The sequence below is a fragment of the Mycoplasma procyoni genome, assembly GCF_017052595.1.
Taxonomy (GTDB): domain Bacteria; phylum Bacillota_I; class Bacilli_A; order Mycoplasmatales; family Metamycoplasmataceae; genus Mesomycoplasma_A; species Mesomycoplasma_A procyoni.
The window spans coordinates 66,433-85,788 of the sequence record NZ_JAFIDB010000004.1; the positions used below are offsets into that span (position 1 = coordinate 66,433).

Genomic DNA, 19,356 nt, shown 5'->3' on the forward strand with positions numbered 1-19,356 from the left:
AAATGAACAAAAAACACACTGTAATAGAGCTTTTTGCTGGAGCTGGAGGTCTTGCTTTAGGGCTGAAACAAGCCGGTTTTAGTACGCTTGGATTGGTAGAAATTGATAAAGATTCTGCAAATACTTTAAGAAACAACAATAAAAATTGAAATGTTATCCATGAAGATATTGTTGAGTTTGCTCAAAAAGACTTGCTAAAAGAATTTAATCTTAAAGAGGGTGAATTGGATTTATTATCTGGAGGTTATCCTTGTCAAGCTTTTAGTTATGCAGGGCAAAAAAGAGGATTGGAAGATGTCAGAGGGACACTATTTTATCAATATGCACTATTTCTAAATAAACTTAAACCAAAGATGTTTTTAGCTGAAAATGTAAAAGGATTAGTGACTCATGATAATGGAAAAACACTAAAAACAATGATTGAAGTGTTTGAAAATGAGGGTTATGAAGTTAAATATAAGGTTCTAAATGCTTGAAATTATGGAGTTGCTCAAAAGAGAGAAAGAATTTTTATAATAGGAATTAGAAAAGATTTAGTAGAAAACATTGAATTTAATTTCCCTCAAGAACACTCTTACAAACCTGTATTAAGAGATGTATTAGTTGATGTTCCAGATTCTGTTGGTGTTGAATATTCTGAAAATAAAAAGAAAGTAATGGAATTAGTTCCTCCTGGAGGTTGTTGGGTTAATTTACCAGAACAAGTTGCTAAAGACTATATGAAAACAACTTACTATATGGGTGGCGGAAGAAGAGGGATTGCAAGAAGATTATCTTATGATGAACCTTCTTTAACCCTGACAACTTCTCCTTCTATGAAACAAACAGAAAGGTGTCATCCAGAGCAAACAAGACCACTCAAAACAAGAGAATATGCAAGAATACAGTCTTTTCCTGATGAGTGACAATTTAGTGGTTCAGTTGCGAGCATTTACAAACAAATCGGAAATGCTGTTCCTGTAAATTTAGCAAAAGAAGTTGGAAAAGAAGTCATTAAAGTGCTTGAGAAAATCAAGAAAATTAGGTCGCTATAATTTTCCGAAAATAAAGAAAAACACCGTATAAACGGTGTTTTTAGCATCTATAAGCCGCGTTCTGTTCTCTTGCGAGTGTCAATTATTTATCTAGATTTTCATCTTCAAGGTATTGTTCATTTCCTTAACCTTGATTCCCCTACCGAAATTTGGGTTTCTAGCTCGTGGAGTTTACCGCGTTTCACCTTAAATTAATAAGCTCGTCTCTGTGGCACTTGTCGTCTAGGCTTGGGTTTATTAGACCCAACACGAACACTACTATCATCTCAGATAGTGCTAGCGCGGACTTTCCTCTATCTTGCGACAGCAATTGACCAATGCTTATATAATTGTACTATATTTTTTGTTGTTCTTTAATTGATTTTAGGATATTTTCTGTTTGTTTAGCATTCATTTCTAATTCTTTTATTTTTTGTTCGTTTTGTTTTAGTTTTTCAATAAGCTCGCTTATTTCTTTTTCTTTTTGTTTATTTTGCTCATCTAACTTTCTAAACTCATTTATTAAATTATCTATAAATGAGTCTACTTCAGTAGGATCATAGCCATTTATAGCAACACTGAATTTCTTGTCTACTATTTTTTCGATAAATTTATGCATTTTTTATTTCCTTTAAGTGATTAAGAATGATCGCTGAAGCGGCAGCAACATTAAGTGATTCAAAGTTTATTTTTATATAAACGTTTTGACTAAAATATTGTTTTAAATGATCGGAAATTCCATTTCCTTCATTTCCGAAAACAACCATTATTTCTGTATTTTTGGTTTTTATTTCAGTAATTTCTTTTGAGTTTTTATCAATTATAGTTCCAATAATTTGATAATTTTGTTGATGTTTTTTAAAGAAGTCTTCAAGGTTGTTTGTTTGTAAAATATTTAAATAAAATAAAGCTCCTTGAGATGATCTTACAGTTTTTTCATTATAAACATCAACTCCTTGAATTACAATTGTGTCAAACCCAAAAGCGACAGCATTTCTCATAATTGTTCCAAGATTTCCTGGGTCTTGAATCTGATCCAAAACAACAACTCTTTTCATTTTAGATTCAGAAAATTGAGTTTTTTTGCATACAGCAATTATGTTTTGAGGTGTTTTAGTTGAAGAAAGTTTTTCCAGTATGCTTTGGGTTATGTAAGTTATTTTTATATTGCTATTTTCTAAATGAAAATCAGTATCAGTTGTGAGAATTTCTGTAATTAAGTTTCTATCAATGCCTTCTTTAATTATTTTTCAGTTTTCAACTAAAAAAAGACCTTGAGCATCTCTTTCTTTTTTGTTATGAAGCTTATAAAGATCAACTATGTGTTGATTTTTGAGTGAACTAATTATCATTTAAAATAAAGTCTTTTCCTTTTTGAACTTCATATTTTGAAAGGTTTTTAAAGTCTAATTGACGCATAATTTCATATCCAACAACAACCACAGAATTAGCTAAATTAATTGATCTGTTTTCTTCAACCATCGGAATTCTTAAACAAGCATCTAAATCTTTTTGTAAGATTTTTTTAGGAATTCCTGTTGATTCTGTTCCAAACATCACAAAGATATCTTCGTTTTGCTCTTCTTCTTTTTTAAAATCAACTTCTGAGTAAGTTTTTTGTCCATAACGAGTGATGTAGTAGATTTTTTTGTTTCCATATTTTTCTAAAAATTGATCGTAGTTTGCATGAACTTCGTGTCTGATGTCGCTTAGTCTTTTACCTGCTGCAGGACGCTTCAGAAATCTTGGTTCAAGTTCAAAAGCAATTGGTTTAATGATGTGTAATTTAGCTCCAAGAGCAAAACAAGTTCTGATTATATTTCCTGTATTTGGACTTATTTCTGGTTGATATAAAATTATGTTTAGCATATTATTTTTCCTTTTCTTTAATCATAGTTTTTATAGGTTCAAAAGTTTTTCTGTGAATTGGGCTATAGCCATATTCTAAAAGTGCTTCTTTGTGTTTTTTAGTTAAATAGCCAGCATTTGTTTGGAAGTTATATTGAGAATATTTTTTAGCATAGTCGCTCATCAGTTGATCTCTGTAATATTTAGCGATAATTGATGCCGCTGCAATTGATAAAGATTTTTGATCACCTTTAGTGATGCTTTGGTGTTCTTTATCAATATCTAATTTAATATGATCAACTAAAATTATATCAATTTTAGTTTGAAAACTTTCTATTGCTTCTTTCATTATTGTTTTAGTTGCATTCAGTATATTGATTTTATCAATAAGATCGATATCACCAACTTTGATATGATACTCAAGTGCATTTTGTTTGATTAAGTCTGATATTTCTTTATGTTTGGATTTTGGAATCTGTTTAGAGTCTTTGATTAAGTTGCTATTAAAATCCTCTTTTAGCATTATGCAACAAGCTACAACAGGACCTGCAATACAACCTCTTCCCACTTCATCGCAGCCAACTAAATTATTTCCTTTTTGTTTTCTATATTGATCATCAAAATTTTTCATTTTTAAATTTTAATACAAAAAGTAATTTTATTTGCTTAATTATAATATTTATTTTGACTTCAGGTTGTGTGAAAACAAAACGTATATATTCTTTTAATACTGTTATTTAAAAATAAATGCTTCTGAATGTCACAAAATTGTGCCGAATGTCACAAAAAAACGTGAATGTCACTCGAATGTCACACGAATGTCACGCTGAATGTCAAAAATAGCCCTCAAACAGACTGAATGTCACTCGAATGTCACAACTTTTGTTCGAATGTCACAATAAGAATTGTTCACGATAACAAAGGTAAAAAACAAGCAAACAAAAAAAATGGCAAGAGCCATTTTTTATTCGTATTTTTCTGGGTGTTTTTCTTTCATTAAAGCAATAAAGTCTTTTTTAGGTAAGTGTCCGTAGTCGTTCATTAGTTGTAGACATTCTTCGTATTCTTTCATTGCTCATTCTTCGCCTTCAAAACCTCTAACAGAAGTAATTCCTTCTCTTTTTCAGTTTTTGTATGTTGAGAAGAATACTTCAACATTTCTTAATCATCATTTTGGAAGGTCTTCAAGTTTTTGGATGTTTTCAAGTCTAAAGTCATCTGCATGAACTGCGATTAATTTAGTATCTGTTTCTCCATCATCGATCATTTTCATTGCTCCAATAATTCTTGCATTTAAAGCAACTCCAGGAGCAAAAGATTCTTGAGAATAAACTAAAACATCTAATTCATCTCCGTCTCAGTCTAAACATTCTCTTAAAGAACCGTAGTTTGCTGGATAACTAAATCCATCTCTTAAAATTCTATCTACAACAATCATTTGTTTTTCACGATCGTATTCGTATTTTATGTTTGAACCATTTGGTATTTCAATATTAACTGTAACTAATTTTTTCATAAAGTTATTTTACCATTTTAATTCTTTATTAAACTAAAAATAGTGTGAAATTGTGTGTTTTTAGTGTTTATTAGCTCTTTTTTGCTTTAAAGTCGGTATTGTGTCTTTAAAAATAATCAATAGAACTAATATAAGATTAATTACAACAGCAAATGATGCTCAAACTAATAATTGAATCATTTCTTCAACAGGAACGCTTACTCCACCTTGAATATTGTAAATAGTTAATAAACCAGCAATTAATCAATAGCTAAATCAAGAAACCTCAACACCTAAAACAAGGCTTTTATAAAATAAAGATAATCCCTTGATTTTGTTTAGATAAATTGTTTTGATAATTTGCGGTAAAGAAGCAAAGGAAATACAGAAACTTGCAAAGTTAATTAAAACGCTGTTTAAATAGAAGTTATTGATTTTAAAAACATTACTTAAAGCAAGTGTTGCTAAAACAAAAATAGCTAAAATTCCTGTAGAAAGGATTCCTATAACGACTTTGAAAAGCTTGTGATTGGAGTATTTATAAAATAAGAAAATTAAGCTAGATAACAGAAATAAATCAATTACTGAAGCTGTTAAAAGAATTGGTGAAACTTCAGTTTTGTAAACAGAATAAAGAATTCATGCTATAGAACCGCTTCAGAGAATTCAAAATGAATTAAAACTAATTGTACCAACATTTTTTGTTTTAATTGTTTTATAAAGCTGAGGAATAGTTGAAAAAGGAGTGATTATAACTGCTATAATTCCAATCAACCACTGAAAAGTTACCATTATCGCTGCTGTTCTCTTTCTTGAATTTGTTGATCTGTTTCTAAATTTTCTGTTGATTCAATGTAAAGGAAATCAAAAGGATCTCTTGAAATAAAATCACCATTAATGATTTGTTCGATTGAAGAAATCGTTTTTTCTAAAGGAACAAAAGCACCTTTTTCTTTTGTAAAGTTTGAGGCACTGAAAAGATGTTGTGAAAAGAAGTTTGTGATTTGCATCGCTTTTCTTACAATTGTTCAGTTTTCTTTGTCCAGTTGATCAATTCCTAAAATTAGAATCATGTCCTTAAGATCTTTGAATTTTTGGAGGATCTCTTTTGTTTTAATTACAGCGTCAAAGTGTCTTTTTCCGATTTTTTCTTCTTTTATTGAGTTAGATTCACAAAGAAGAGGATCAACAGCAGGGAAAATTCCTTCTGCAACTACATCTCTAGATAAAACTAAAGAGGCATCTAAGTGTGAAAGCATTGCTACAGAACCTGGATCTTCAAAGTCATCCATTGGTAAAAAGACTGTTTGAAAGGAAGTAATTCCGCCATTTTCGTTTGTTGTAAGTCTTTCTTGCACAGAAGAAACTTCTGAAACAAGTGTAGGTTGATAACCGGCTGAAGAAGGTTTTTTAGCTAAAGATGCTGAAAGTTCATTTCCTGCTTGAATAAAACGGTAAATGTTATCGATAAATAAAAGAACATCCTCTTTTTCTATGTCTCTTAAGTATTCTGCTGAAGTTATTCCTGCTGAAACAATTTTTTGTCTCGCTCCTGGTGTTTCATCCATTTGAGCAACAAACATAATTGATTTATCTAAAAGACCTGAATCTTTTAGTTCCTGATAGAGTTCTTGACCTTCTCTAATTCTTTCTCCAGTACCTATAAATACAGGACTTACTGTTTTAAAAGAGTCTTCAGAGTGTCTTGAAAGGTTGAAAATCAACTCTTTCATTAACACAGTTTTACCAACTCCAGCACCTCCAAAAATTCCAAGTTTATCGCCTTTAAAAATAGGAATAAAGAAGTCAATGATTTTAATTCCTGTTTCTAAAAATGTGTTATTTTGAATTGAATACTCACTTTTTTGGTATTTTTTGTTTAAATCAACAGTTTCAAAAGTTTCATAAGGATCTAAAACAGAAGTTCCAGCAATATTAAATAGATGCCCTTTTGTTTTTTGACCGATAGGAACTTGTAGTTTTTTGTTTTCAAATCAAGCATCATCATTGATTGAAATGGGTTGATTTTGGAATAAAATTAGCGCTCTAACAAGGTTTTTTGAAACAACTTTTTCTATTATTAAAAGAGTTTTTGAATTATGCAGGCTAATGATGTAATCAATTGCTAAATTAAGCGTATTTTCTGTGTTTTCGAAATAAATTTCAATAACATTATTTAAAATTTTTACTACTTTTCCTTGCATTATTCCTCCTCTTTTTTGTAGCTTTCTATTTCTTTTTTAGATAGCTTAATAAATTTGTTTTTGAGTTCTAATTTTGTGTTTATTTGTTTGTATTCAAGAAAGTCATTTAATACAGAAGAAATGAAGTCTTGAAGCAGGTTTTGATTAATTGTAAGCCCTTTATGGAAGTTTTTAATTAGTTGTTTTGCTGTTGTGTTGTGAGCGAAGATATTTTTTAAAAATACAGAAATTTCCTTTATATTTAGCTCGCTTATTTTATAAATTGTGTTTCATTCAATGATTTTTGAGATTAAATAAATATCAACTAAGTTATAAAAACTGAATTTAGATTGAATTAAGAATTTTTCTAATAATTCCCCTTGTAAAAACAGTGTTGAAAGAGTTTTAGAAAGATTTAGTTTAACATCTTTAAGTTTGATATTTTTTTGGTAATTGTTATAGATTTTATAAAGCTTTTTAGATACTTGAGAAATTTCAAAAAGTTGTACAGAACTACCCGTTCTAGAAACTGATAAGCTGTAATTAATAGCTGGAATATTCCCACCATTAAAAAGACTTTTTGAGGTTACTAATTGTCCATCAGTAATTGAGATGATGTTAGATGGAATAAAGGCTGTAATGTCTTCGTTTATTGTTTCAACAATTGGTAAAACAGTTATTGAACCACCATCAACAAAGTTTCCTCCTCTTTCTAGTAATTGTGAGTGCATAAAGAAGATATCACCTGGATAAGCCTCTCTACCTACAGGTCTATCAATTAAAAGGGAAATTTCTCTATAAATGTCAGCGTGCTTTGTTAAATCATCAATAATTAAAAGAACATCATAACCTTTTGAACTTAAGTTTTCTGCATGAGCCATTGCAACATAAGGGCTTAAAAATCTTTCAAAAGAGTTATCAGAATCTGAAGTGATAATCATTGTTTTGTGTGCTATGTTTTTGTCTTGGATGATTGAATAAATTTCAGATAAGCTATTTTTCTTTTGACCTACAGAAGCATAGATGATTCTGAGGTTTTGGTCGTCTTTATTATTGATTGCAAAAGAAAGAGCAATTGAGGTTTTTCCTGTTTGTCTATCACCTAAAATTAGTTCTCTTTGTCCTTTACCTAAAGGAGTAAAAAGGTCAATTCCTAAAATTCCAGAAGGAAGTTGTGTGTTGAGTTTTTTTCTTTTGTAGATCTTTTTAGCTGCTGCAAAGATGTCTCCTTGAGCTACAAATTTGTTGAGTTCAATATTTTTGCTTGAGCTCAAAATATTACCTTGAATATCAATGATGTGTCCAAAAAATTCTTCATAGGTATCAATTTTATCGTTTTCGATTTCAAAAATTTCTTCTCCTACTAAAATATCCTTATTAGTTTTTTCTACTAATAAGAAAGCTTCTGTTGTAGTTGCTGAAAGTAAAAATGCTTTTAGTCCGTTTTTAAGTTTAAAAAAGGAATTTTGTTTGTAATTAAATTCTCCAACAACTTTAATGATGGAATTATTTATTGATTTTATTATTGGATTTGTCATATTTACTCCTAGTTAATTAAGTTTATTAAAATGTAAACAGCAGCAATTAAAGAAGCTATTGCAATTGATCCTGAAGTTCCTAAAAGACCTAATTTAGATCTAAAAGGAAGTGATTTTTTAGCAAAAATTACAAGAATTGAAATAAGTGCTAAAGCGGAAATTGTAAAACCTAAAACACTTAAAGTTCAAGAAAGCCCTCTTTCTGTTTGGGATTGAATTCTCTTTATATCTCTGTGATTTGAGTTTAGTAACAAGTCTTCTAAAGGAGTTCCTTGAATGCTGTTAACTGTGTTAATAATTTTGTCTAAATTATCACCTAAAGCAACTAAATCACCATAAGTTTTGAAATCTAGCTGATCAAATTCGTTGTTTAGTTTTTCTTGAAATTTTTTAAGTTCTTCAATCCTTTTGTTTAGTTCTTCAGGATTGGCATTTGGGTTTTCTTTGAATTTTTCTATTGCATTTTCAATGCTTTTTTTAATGATAAGATCAACAGATTCTTGAGCAACGTTTTGATTGCTAAATAGTTCTTTAATCTTTTTAGAGTATTCATCTGCGATTTCTTTTTTGATATCATCTTCACTCAATGAACTTAGATCTTTATTTTTTGTGATGTCTTCGATTGTTTTGTCTAAAAGAATTTGAGCTGAATCTTGATTTATTAAGAGGCCTCCAAGAGCTAATAAGGCTTGATCTTTTTCATTTAGCTTAGAATAATCGAGTGAATCGATTATTTTTTTGTAAGAATCGATTTGATTTTTAGCAACTGAATTATAAATATCATTTTTTTCTTCTTCGGAAATATTAAGTTTTGATTCTTGGGAATTTGTATCTGAATCAAAAGCAAAATTAGCAACTGTTTTTGTGTAAGTTTTGGATTCAGAACCATTTGTTACTGAAATTGTGATTATTGCATCATTGTTGTTTGGATTGTTGGATGCTTTTTTAATAGATTCTATATTGTAAACATAACCTGATTCTTTTGGATTAAAAATAAAATAAGGTTTTTGAGCAATGCTGCTTGAAATATTGTAATAAAAATCCTTTGGAGCGTCTTTTAAATAGATAAATTGAGGATCTAAAAGCGGTGCATTTTCTATGTTTTTTGGATTTTGCAATACATATGAATAAAAATCATAATTAGAACTTAATTCAACAGTTTCAAAGTTGCTAAAATCGCTTAAAACAAAGCCTTCTTCATAACGATTATTTGCCGTTGATAAATTATTAATATCCCAGTAAATTGAGTATTTTAGATCAAGTTTTTGTTGTGATTCACTTATTTCATTTACTGAAAAAATAATGTTGTTATTTAAGTATTTAATCTCAAAATCATCACTTTCAAAAGAGGAATTTTTGAGTCTTAAAAGACTTGAAAGTTGAATTAATTTATTTTGATTTATGTAGTTTGAAAAGGTTTGAAGTTTGTTGTTTGTGTATTGTTTGAAGTCTTGTTCAAAAGAAAAAGTTTTTTTCAAAACAAAAGGGACATTTCTGAGTTGAGCTTGAACTTTCATTACAATAACTTTTCCATTTTCTTGCGTTGATTCAAGTTCAATATTACCATATTCAACGCTTTCAAGTGGATTTGAAACAGTAAAATCACTGTTTTTTAGATCAAAAGCATTTGAAAAGTTTCCTTTTAAAACAATTTCTCCAGCAGCATTTCTTTCAAGGAGTTTTTGAATTCTTTGTTGATCTTCTTGTCTTTGATTCAGTAAGAATTTGCTGATTTCTACTATAACAATTTGTCTATTTTGACTATCAGTTGTTGATTTTTTGATTAAATCATCTGTAATTTCCTTTATTTTGGCTTTTTCTTGCTCTGTTGATTCTTTGTCTTGGATGTTATAGTCTCTTCCGTAAATTGGGAAGTTTTGTGGATTATTTAATCAATTTAGTTCTGTTTTATTTGTTTGATCTAAAACAAAATTTTGAGAAAGATTATTTAATATAGTATTTAAAATTCTTGCTTTTTGCTCTTGAGGAATTGTGTTTTTTAGTGATCTTTGTTCTGAATTTAAATAATAACTTTCTGTTTCTAAAGTACTCAAATTATTTTCTACGACTTTGAAAACTCTGTCTTTAATTGATTCAATTTCGGTTTTAATAGAGTTTAGGTATCTGATTCTTGAGTTTTGTTGTTCGGTTGGATAAGCAGAACCGATTTCTATAGTTGCATTTTTTATTTCTTGATCGATTGAATTTAAAAGCTTTGTTTCAAATTCTTCTTTGAAAATGTCTGAACTCTCTTTAGGATTTTGAGAATCATAAGCGGACATAAACAAAAAAGGAGTTATTGGAGCAATAACACTTGATGATAATATAAGAAGCTTTTTAAATTTCTTTTTATTCATTTTGTAATTTTAATTTATGTCCTTTCATAATTTTGTAACTATAGAACTTGTTTTCAACTTCCTTTTTTTGAATGCTTTGTTCGATGTTTAAACCAACTCTGGAAATTCATTTGAACTTTTTGTTTTCTTTTTTGTAGAGTTTATATTTTCTTTTTATTTGTTTAAAAACTTTTTTGTCACTGATGTGTTCGAGCAGTTCGATTTTTCCTAAAACATCTATTTTTGCTGTATTTTGTTCAGAAGAAATGATGAAATTATTAACTAAAAAGAATTTTTTTTGTTTTGGATTTTGGACATCTGCGATTTTGATTAAAGCAAGATTAAGAGCTAAAAACTCATTTTTTTTAAGTTTAAAAAGAGCTTTTTCTTTTGGGCTGAATGTTGTTATTGTGACTTGTTTAAATTCTTTTTGCTCAATATCAATATCATTGATTTCTAAATCAAAAGCAAGCTGTTTTTTCTTACCTAACTTAAAATTTTTTCATTCAAATTTGTTTGTTTTATTCATGTGTTTCACCTGCATTATTGGATAGTAAAACCATTTCTTCTGTTAGTTTTTGTCTTTTGATTTCTTTTTCAATTCTTTTTATTTCTTTGATTTTAGCTTCTAGATCATCAATTATTTTGTTTTCTTTAATTAGTTTTTGTTTTAGTTGGAAAAACTGAGACTCAATTAAAATTGCAGGTATGATTGCGTTTAAATACATTTTAATTGAGTTAATGAAGAAAGTTTGGATGTCAGGAAGGAAAAGCTTTTTTTGTAAGTTTTGTTGATTGTATTCAGAAACAGTTTTGAAATTCATTTTTGTAAAAGGGAGAATAGTTAGTTGGTAATCATCAATTCTATTTGTATTTAAAACAAAAACAACTTCATTAACTCTAAAAGAAAAATAAAGATTTGTAATTATATTTTCTATTTCAGGTGTTGATTCTGTGTGTGAAGAATCATAAGAAATTAGTGGTGTTATGTTGTTTTGTTTTGCAAAATCATTAGCATATTCTCCAATAGAAATAAAGAGGTCATCTCTTTTAATTTTATCTTTTAGAAGTTGATTTATTGCTAAGTATTCACTGTTTTTTTCTTCATTTTTTTCAGTGATATAAACTCAAAGTTTTTTTGGATTTTTTTGTTTATTTTTAGACTCTGAAAATATTGATTTCAGCTTGTGTTTGTTTTCCAAAAATACAAGAATTTCCTTTATTTTCATTGAATTTTCAAGTTTGTTTTCAAAGCTTTTATTTATTTTTAAGATGCTTGAAATTGTTTCTATTTTTGCGATGTTTGTTGTTGCTAGAAGACTTTCAAAAACTTTATTTCTATTTTTTATGTTATTTTGTTTCATTTAAACATACTGCTTGTTTATCAAAGAAAATTTTGTGATTCTTTGAGCTATCTCTTGAAATTAAAATCCCAGGAGAAACTAAAATGTTAGAAATATTATCAAAAGTTTCATCTATTAATTGAGCAAGAATTATTAATATTCTGTCTTCAAGCTGTTCTTCGTTTCAGTCTTGTTTTCAAAGTGAAATCAGTTGGTTTTGTTGCATTGTTTGACTACTTAAAATTGGATAAATAATTTTTTTATCGATTTTTCAGGAAAGAATAAAATGTTCAAAAGCAATTTCTTGGTTGTTTTTAAGAGCCTCAAAAACTCTGTTTTTAATCTTTTCAAAAACATTTTTATCTTCTTCTTTTTGTAAATCAAAGCAGATTTCTGTGTTGTTAAAAATTTGTTCTAGTGTTGCGAAATTATTTTGAGCAAACAGTTCATTGTAGTTTTTTTGGGCAAAAAAGGTAGCATCATTTGATTTGATACTTCTTTTGATTTTGTTTTCTTTTCATTTGTTGTTTATTACGGACATTATATTCTCCTTTTGGAATAGCTTGCAATGATTTTGATTTGCTTAATTGTTAAAACAAGAGCAAAAATAGAGATTGAAATTACTATTAGTAAATAGAAAATGTTTTCAAGTCTGATTTGAGAATTAATTACACTAAATAACTCATTAGCCTTTAAATAAATTACAACTGAAAGAGTGATGGTGATTATGTTTAAAACAATTCTAAATCAGATCCGATCGCTTTTTCATCATAATCTAAGTTTTGGAAATTGAGTTAGTGTGATTATAAAAGTAGTTGCTGAAACTATAAATAAATTAATTTCAGAAAAGGTTAGAGGAATTTCATTTTTATCTGCTTCTTTATTGAAAAAAGCATTTGAAATAAAGTGTGAGAATCAAATAATTATTAAGCTTGAAACAACAATAATTAATGAAAGATGAAATTTTTGTGGTCTAAAATAGCTGATGATTGAGTAAATTAGGATGAATATGATTACAACAAAACAAATAGAACCTACAACAAAATTTCATGACTCAAAAAGTAATTTATTTCAAAAAGATTTTATGAATAATACTAAATTTGAGAATAAAAATGATAGTGAGTAAAGGGTATAAAGTTGATTTAGACTTTGAATTTTTTGAGAACTCTCTCAGAAATTCATAAAGTTCATGAAAAAAGGGAAGGTAAATAAAGTTAAAACAATTAAAAGTAGTGTTTTTAAAATAATTCCTGCAACACTTCAATCAAATCCTAGTAAATTTATGAGAGGATGTGCTTGTGCAGGCATTCCAGCAAAAACACCATAATCAATTAAACTTCGTATAAATAATAAGAAAAAGATGTAATAGAAGAATTTGGAAACATAACCAATTAGTGTTCATTTGGTTCTATATTTAACTTTGGCACTGAATTTAGCGATGTAAACAATTAAATAAATATCATAAGCTAAATTAACTATTAGAGCGAATAAAAATATTCATCAGTTAGCAAAAATCATCTCTATACTTTTATTTGTAGTTGCTTCTTTAGTTGTTTGTTGAATTAAACTTAAAACAAAAAACAAAATAGAACTTAAAACAAAAACAAAGAATCAAGGGAGAAATTGCTTGAGTTTTAGATAGTTTGTATTAATCTGGACGTATGCTTTGGTTAAAAAATAGAAAGCAAAGAAGTTATAAATTACATAGTTGACAAAAAAAGCTATATTGGATTCTAAAATTGATGGTTTTTTATCGCTGAAGGAAATAAAATCATTGATTGCAATAATTGTTATTGTGCTGTAGACAAAAATAACAATAGCAATGATCAATTTTAGTGCTAGAGCTAATTTCTTTTGATTCTGAAAAACTGATTTCTTTTCAATTTGATTATCAGAAAATAAAAGTTGATTATTTTTGTTTTTTATCATCTCAGTAAGATTTTTTAATTGGGAATGCAGAAGTTAATTCTTTTACTTCGTGATCTAAAATAGCCATTTTTTCTGTATTTTCGTAATTTAAAAGGGCATCATTGATTATTTTTGCAAGCTTCTTAAATTCTTTTTCTTTAAATCCTCTTGAAGTCATTGCAGCCGTTCCAAGTCTTACTCCTGAAGTTACAAAAGGCTTTTCTGTATCTTTAGGAATTGAGTTTTTGTTTGTTGTTATGTTAATTTTTTGTAAGATTTCTGAAGCTTTTTTACCTGAAATTTGATAAGTTTTCTTTACATTAATTGTGAAAAGGTGGTTGTCAGTTCCGTCTGAAACAATAGAAACACCAAATTTTTTAAACTCATCTGCAAAAGCTTTTGAGTTTTTAACTATTTGTTTAGCATATTCTTTAAAAAATGGTTGCAGAGCTTCATTAAAGGCAACGGCCTTACCGGCAATTGAGTGGAAAAGAGGTCCACCTTGGTATCCAGGGAAAACTCAACGATCAATTGATTTTGCGATTTCTTCGTTGTTTGTCATGATAATTCCACCTCTTGCACCTCTTAGCGTTTTGTGAGTTGTTGAGGTTATTAGATCAGCGTATTCAACAGGAGATGGATGAACTCCAGCAGCAACAAGTCCTGCAATATGAGCAATATCAACCATTAAATAAGCCCCTACTTCCTCTGCAATTTCTCTAAATTTTTTGAAGTCAATAGTTCTTGAGTAAGCTGAATAACCTGTAATAATTAATTCAGGCTTAATTTCTTTAGCGATTTTTAAAATAGCTTCATAGTCTAAAAAACCTTCATCATCAACATCATATGAGTATGATTCATAGAATCTTCCTGAAAAATTGATGTTGTAACCGTGTGTTAGGTGTCCTCCTGATGAAAGAGACATTCCTAAAATTTTCCCACCTGGTTTTACAACAGAAGCGATAGCAGCAGCGTTAGCTGTTGAACCTGAGTAAGGTTGCACATTAGCAAACTTTACATTAAATAATTTTTTCAGTCTTTCAATTGCAAGAGTTTCCACAACATCGACATTTTCACAACCATCATAGTATCTTTTTCCTGGGTATCCTTCACCATATTTGTTTGTTAAAATACTTCCAGTTGCACGCATAACATCATCTGAAACATAATTTTCAGATGCAATTAATTCAATGTGATTTTGTTGTCTTTTTAGTTCTTTGTTTATAGCTTTTTGTAGTTCTTTATCATGTAATTTAATTCTTGAATACATATTTCTCCTTCTTTTCTTTTTAAATTTTACTTTAAAAGCTCTTTTTTAAGTATAAAAAAGAAAAAAATCAATAAAAAAAAGCGAAATTTCTTCCGCTTTTAAAAATTAAACAAGTTTATCAAAAATATCTTCACCGGTTTCGATTAATTCTAAATCGAAATTTCTTGCGATGATGTTTCCTGTTGTTCCTAAACCTTGAACAACTCCAAGATTTCTGTCTTTTCCTTTAAATGATTTAGAGAATACTGTTAAAGGTAAAGCTTCTCTTGTGTGGTTGCTTCCTGGGAAGGAAGGGTCGTTTCCATGGTCTGAAGTCATGATTAATAAATCATCTTCTTTTAGTGCATTAATTAGTTTTGCTAGTTTAATATCAAATGAATTGATGTTGTGCGCATAACCTTCTAAATTTCTTCTGTGTCCATAGTGTGAATCGAATTCTACTAAGTTTACAAATACAAATTGGTTTGTTGTGTCTTTTGATGCTAATTCAATTGCAACATCCATGTTTTCATTATCGCTTGCTGGTGGGAAAACTTCATCAATTCCTTGTCCAACAAAGATGTCGTTGATTTTTCCAACCCCAATTGTTTTAATTCCTTTTGCTTGTAATTGATTTAGAATTGTTGCTTTAGGAGGTTTGTTTGCATAGTCGTGACGATTAAATGTTCTTGTGTATTTTCCGTCTTCTCCTACATAAGGTCTTGCAATAATTCTTGCTACGTTTCATTCTGGTCTTGAAGAACAAATTTCTCTAGCAGCTTTTGAGTATCTATAAAGATTATCTAGTCCCATATATTCTTCATGCCCACAAATTTGCAGTGTTGAATCAGGGGAGGTATAAACGATAATTTCATTGTTTTCTTTTTCTCTGTGTCCAAGTTCTGCAAGAATAACAGTACCACTAGCATCTCTGTTTCCAATTATTTTTCTTCCATCAAAAGCTTTTTCTAATTCAGCAATTAATTCAGCTGGGAAACCTTTTTCAATAAATACAGGGTTAGGAACTTTTGTTTCAATCCCCATCATTTCTCAGTGTCCTGCAAGAGTGTCTTTAGCGTTTGATTTTTCTACAATACGCCCCATGTAAGCGATGTGATCTTTGTTTGCTTTATTGTGTCCTGCAACTTTTGTAACTTCAGCAATTCCTAATTTTTTTCATGTAGGAATTTCTAAAAGTCCGCTTTCACTAACGTGGAAAAGAGTGTCAGCTCCTTGATCTCCAAATTCGTGTTGTCTTCCATCGTTACCAATTCCTAAAGAATCTGTAACAATCATAAAAATTCTTCCAAATTTTGTTTTTTTCATTTCCGTCCTTTAAAGATATGTTTTTGATTTACTTTTAAATTATATTACTTTGTTATTATTTTTTCTATAAAATTCAAGTTTTGAACCAAAAAGTGCAAAAAATATGAAAAAAAGTGGCTTAAACCACTTTTTCGACTTTAACATTATTTAAAAACTTTTCTGTAAGCTGCTTATTTGTTAATCAGTTTGATGAAACAGTTCCCATTGCGGCTGCATTAGCTAAAGCAAAAGATTTAATTGGATCTTGGCTTTTTAGATAATTAGCTGCAAAAACAGAAATCATTGTATCTCCAGCACCTGTTGCTGAAACTACTTCGATTTTATTGATAATTGTTGCTCTGTAAACTTCTTTGTTTTCTGTAAGTAATAAAGAACCACTTTTATCCATTGAAACAATGATGTTTTTAGAACCCATTTGTTGGATTTTTAGCATTGCATGAATGATATCTTTTTCTGTTTCTGTTTTGAGACTGAAGTTTCTTTGAAGTTCATCTTTATTTGGTTTAATCAAATAAGGTTTGTAAGCAATAAAGTCTTTTAATTTTTGTGAATCTACATCTAAAACAAAGGAAATTCCTTTATTTTTGATAAATTCTAGAATTTCAATCATTAAAGAATCTTCACCAGCTCCCATGATTAAAAGAGTGTCATTTGAGTTAATTTTTGATAGTTCTTTGAAAAGAGTTTCTTTTTGTTGTTGTGTGATTGTTGTTCTTGGTCCATTTAACTCAAAGTCTGTATTTTCTCCATAGAATTTAATATTAATTCTTGTTTTACTTTGAGGTTCAATATTAATGAAATAAAGATTTTCTGCTTCAAAAAGTTGCTCAAAAGAACTTAGGCTTGCTTTATCAAAAAAGCTAATTGCTTTTGTGCTAAAGTCGTGTCTTTTTAAAACTACAGATGCATTTATACCTTTTCCACCTGGAAAAAGAGAAAATTCTGAATAACGATTAACTCTTTCTGTTTGGAAATTTCCGTTTTCAATAACTAAATCGACAGACGGAGATAGTGTTAGTGTGTAAATCATTATGCTTTTTTAGTTTTCTTTTTGAAATTGATTTTGTGTCCGTATTTAGACATTAAAAGAATTGTTAACATTGAAGCAAATGCACCAGCAACTATTGCTAATATTCAGAATAGAATTCCGAACCCAATTTGCATTTGAATAGAACTAAAGTGGCTTGATTTTGCTAAGAATGCAACGAAAATTCCTCCGTGTGGAGCAACAATGTTTACTCCAAGAAGAGCTGAAGTAATACCTGCAACAGCTCCACCAACCATGTTAGCTGGAATTAAAACTTTAGGTTTTTTAGATGTATAAGGAATAGCTCCTTCTGAAATGAATGATAAACCAAAAATAATGTTTGATCATTTTCCAGCATCTCTATCTTCTTTAGATCATAGGTTTTTGTTGATTAACATTGATAAAGAAATTCCTAAAGGCGGAACCATACCTGCAGCCATAACTGCTGCCATTGAAATAGTTGATTGTCCTGAAGCAATTGTTAGAGTTCCAAACACATAAGCTGCTTTGTTGATTGGTCCACCTAAATCAGCAGCCATCATTAATCCAACAACTAATCCCAGTAATCAAACTAAATAAATTTGTTTTTCTAGTAATTGTAAAAATAGAACTAATCCTAAGTTTGCAAAGATTAAAGGAATGTTAACTAATCAGAAAATAATTGCGATTGTTAATGTTCCTAAAACTGGCACAAATAGGATGTTTTTAGCACCTTGCATTGTTTTTGGCATCTTTCCAAAAACGTATTTTGAAAAGACAATAACCATAGCAGCTGCAAAGAATGCTCCAAGGATTCCACCGATAAATCCTGAACCTGTTCCTAAGAAACTTTCTGGATTTGCTACACCAGATTTTGTAATAGGACTTAATAAGAAATTATAAGTAGATGAATCGAGAGAACCACTTGCAATTCCTCCTACAACAAATCCAGGTAGTAACCCTTGTCTTCCAACAAGTGCAAATGTAATGTATCCTGCAAGAACTGGAACAGCAAATGCTAATGCTACTTTACCAATTCAGAATGGGATTGAAGCGAAATATTCGTTAAATCCAAAACTTTTGAAAAAGGCAGATCCAGGTGCTAAGTTTTCTCCCTTAATTCCACCGATAATAAGATCTAAAATAAATCCTAAAGCAAGCGCAATTCCTCCAAAAACAATGAATGGAAGCATGTGTGAGATACCTGTCATTGTTGAACGGTAAAGTTTTTTACCAAATCCATCAAAACTCATTGCTGCATCATCATTTGATTCTGATTTAGCTGCTGCTTTAATTTTTGATCCTTTTAGATCTAAAACAGATTGAATTTGCTCTTGTGCATTATGAATAGCTTTTTTAGTAGAAATATCTAGAACATTTTCGTGTTGTGTGAATCTTCCTCTTTCAATTTCTCTGTCAACAGCTAAAATAACACCTTTAGCATTTTTGATTTCTTGTTCACTTAGTGCGTTTTTTACACCTTCTGAACCCTGAGTTTCAACTTTAATTTTGATTCCCATTTTTTGAGCAGCTTCAATTAATTTTGATTCTGCGATGTATGTATGAGCAATTCCTGTAGGACAAGCTGTTACAGCAACTACATCATATGTTTCTTGATTGTTTGTTGTTTCTTTTTTATCTAATTCTGCTTCAAATTTATCAATTAAAGCAACGAATTCATATTCATTTTCTACCTCATCTAAACCTTTTGTAAATTCTGGTTTGATAAGAATTTTTGATAATTTAGCCATTACTTGTAGATGAGCGTTGCTTCTTTGTGAATTTGAAAAAGCAATTCCAAAGATGTATTTAACACCTTGTCCATCTAAAGAGTTTCAGTCTAAATCTTTTACTCTTGCAAAAAGAAGTGTTCCTTCTTTGATGGTATCAGAAGCCATGTGTGGCATAGCAATAAAATCACCAATACCTGTAGAACCTTGATTTTCTCTTTCTACAAAAAGATTGTAAATTTGATTTTGATCAACACCGTAATCTTTAGCAACTAATTCTGAAGCAAAAAACCTTAATACTTCGTCTTTTGATTCAAAAGTTTTATCTAAATAAATAGTGTCTCTGTTTTTAAACAAACTTTTTATTTGCATATTTTTCCT

At 29.3% G+C, this 19,356-nt stretch carries 18 protein-coding genes and 1 other RNA gene; 1 reads left to right on the top strand and 18 read right to left on the bottom strand.

Features of this window, described 5'->3' with window-relative positions:
- Positions 1-2 precede the first annotated feature (2 nt).
- The gene (locus JV122_RS02150) at positions 3-1,034 is read left to right on the top strand and encodes a DNA cytosine methyltransferase (protein ID WP_205842873.1); all 1,032 of its coding nucleotides are present in this window, start codon (positions 3-5) and stop codon (positions 1,032-1,034) included.
- A 45-nt stretch (positions 1,035-1,079) separates the two neighbouring features.
- Here the strand turns inward: JV122_RS02150 and rnpB are convergent.
- The 18 genes from rnpB to JV122_RS02240 form a co-directional block, all read right to left on the bottom strand.
- Positions 1,080-1,356: RNase P RNA component class B (gene rnpB, locus JV122_RS02155), an RNA gene on the bottom strand.
- Positions 1,357-1,368: 12 nt separating this feature from the next.
- On the bottom strand, positions 1,369-1,632 hold the full coding sequence (locus JV122_RS02160) for a DivIVA domain-containing protein (RefSeq protein ID WP_205842874.1): 264 nt from the start codon (positions 1,630-1,632) through the stop codon (positions 1,369-1,371).
- On the bottom strand, positions 1,625-2,365 hold the full coding sequence (locus tag JV122_RS02165; RefSeq protein ID WP_205842875.1) for a TrmH family RNA methyltransferase: 741 nt from the start codon (positions 2,363-2,365) through the stop codon (positions 1,625-1,627). Before JV122_RS02165 ends, JV122_RS02160 begins: the two co-directional genes overlap by 8 nt.
- Positions 2,355-2,882 (bottom strand): tRNA (cytidine(34)-2'-O)-methyltransferase, encoded by a 528-nt coding sequence (locus JV122_RS02170; RefSeq protein ID WP_205842876.1) that lies wholly within the window; start codon positions 2,880-2,882, stop codon positions 2,355-2,357. Before JV122_RS02170 ends, JV122_RS02165 begins: the two co-directional genes overlap by 11 nt.
- A 1-nt stretch (position 2,883) precedes the next feature.
- Positions 2,884-3,492, bottom strand: a complete 609-nt coding sequence (gene rnhB, locus JV122_RS02175; protein ID WP_205842877.1) for a ribonuclease HII — start codon at positions 3,490-3,492, stop codon at positions 2,884-2,886.
- 333 nt (positions 3,493-3,825) lie between these two features.
- On the bottom strand, positions 3,826-4,377 hold the full coding sequence (locus tag JV122_RS02180) for an inorganic diphosphatase (protein WP_205842878.1): 552 nt from the start codon (positions 4,375-4,377) through the stop codon (positions 3,826-3,828).
- A 60-nt stretch (positions 4,378-4,437) separates the two neighbouring features.
- Positions 4,438-5,148: a SemiSWEET family transporter gene (locus JV122_RS02185; protein WP_205842879.1), complete on the bottom strand. Its 711-nt coding sequence runs from the start codon at positions 5,146-5,148 to the stop codon at positions 4,438-4,440.
- Positions 5,148-6,560, bottom strand: coding sequence for an MSC_0618 family F1-like ATPase beta subunit (locus JV122_RS02190; RefSeq protein WP_205842880.1), 1,413 nt, complete (start codon positions 6,558-6,560; stop codon positions 5,148-5,150). The genes JV122_RS02185 and JV122_RS02190 overlap by 1 nt, the downstream gene beginning before the upstream one ends.
- Positions 6,560-8,077, bottom strand: coding sequence for an MSC_0619 family F1-like ATPase alpha subunit (locus JV122_RS02195; RefSeq protein WP_205842881.1), 1,518 nt, complete (start codon positions 8,075-8,077; stop codon positions 6,560-6,562). Before JV122_RS02195 ends, JV122_RS02190 begins: the two co-directional genes overlap by 1 nt.
- A gap of 8 nt (positions 8,078-8,085) precedes the next feature.
- Positions 8,086-10,434 carry an MICOS complex subunit MIC60 gene (locus JV122_RS02200; RefSeq protein ID WP_205842882.1) on the bottom strand — a complete coding sequence of 783 codons (2,349 nt, stop codon included), beginning with the start codon at positions 10,432-10,434 and terminating at the stop codon, positions 8,086-8,088.
- Positions 10,427-10,942: an MSC_0621 family F1-like ATPase epsilon subunit gene (locus tag JV122_RS02205; RefSeq protein ID WP_205842883.1), complete on the bottom strand. Its 516-nt coding sequence runs from the start codon at positions 10,940-10,942 to the stop codon at positions 10,427-10,429. Before JV122_RS02205 ends, JV122_RS02200 begins: the two co-directional genes overlap by 8 nt.
- Positions 10,935-11,777 carry an MSC_0622 family F1-like ATPase gamma subunit gene (locus JV122_RS02210; protein WP_205842884.1) on the bottom strand — a complete coding sequence of 281 codons (843 nt, stop codon included), beginning with the start codon at positions 11,775-11,777 and terminating at the stop codon, positions 10,935-10,937. The genes JV122_RS02205 and JV122_RS02210 overlap by 8 nt, the downstream gene beginning before the upstream one ends.
- Entirely contained in the window at positions 11,764-12,297 is a 534-nt protein-coding gene (locus JV122_RS02215; RefSeq protein ID WP_205842885.1) for an MSC_0623 family F1-like ATPase-associated protein, read from the bottom strand. The genes JV122_RS02210 and JV122_RS02215 overlap by 14 nt, the downstream gene beginning before the upstream one ends.
- On the bottom strand, positions 12,297-13,685 hold the full coding sequence (locus tag JV122_RS02220) for an MSC_0624 family F1-like ATPase-associated membrane protein (protein ID WP_205842886.1): 1,389 nt from the start codon (positions 13,683-13,685) through the stop codon (positions 12,297-12,299). Before JV122_RS02220 ends, JV122_RS02215 begins: the two co-directional genes overlap by 1 nt.
- A complete protein-coding gene (glyA, locus tag JV122_RS02225; protein WP_205842887.1) occupies positions 13,666-14,934 on the bottom strand; it encodes a serine hydroxymethyltransferase in 1,269 nt (422 codons plus the stop codon). The genes JV122_RS02220 and glyA overlap by 20 nt, the downstream gene beginning before the upstream one ends.
- Before the next feature lie 105 nt (positions 14,935-15,039).
- Entirely contained in the window at positions 15,040-16,239 is a 1,200-nt protein-coding gene (locus tag JV122_RS02230; protein ID WP_205842888.1) for a phosphopentomutase, read from the bottom strand.
- A 118-nt stretch (positions 16,240-16,357) separates the two neighbouring features.
- A complete protein-coding gene (locus tag JV122_RS02235) occupies positions 16,358-17,269 on the bottom strand; it encodes a 1-phosphofructokinase (RefSeq protein ID WP_205842889.1) in 912 nt (303 codons plus the stop codon).
- Positions 17,269-19,347 carry a PTS fructose transporter subunit IIABC gene (locus JV122_RS02240; protein WP_205842890.1) on the bottom strand — a complete coding sequence of 693 codons (2,079 nt, stop codon included), beginning with the start codon at positions 19,345-19,347 and terminating at the stop codon, positions 17,269-17,271. Before JV122_RS02240 ends, JV122_RS02235 begins: the two co-directional genes overlap by 1 nt.
- Positions 19,348-19,356: the final 9 nt, after the last annotated feature.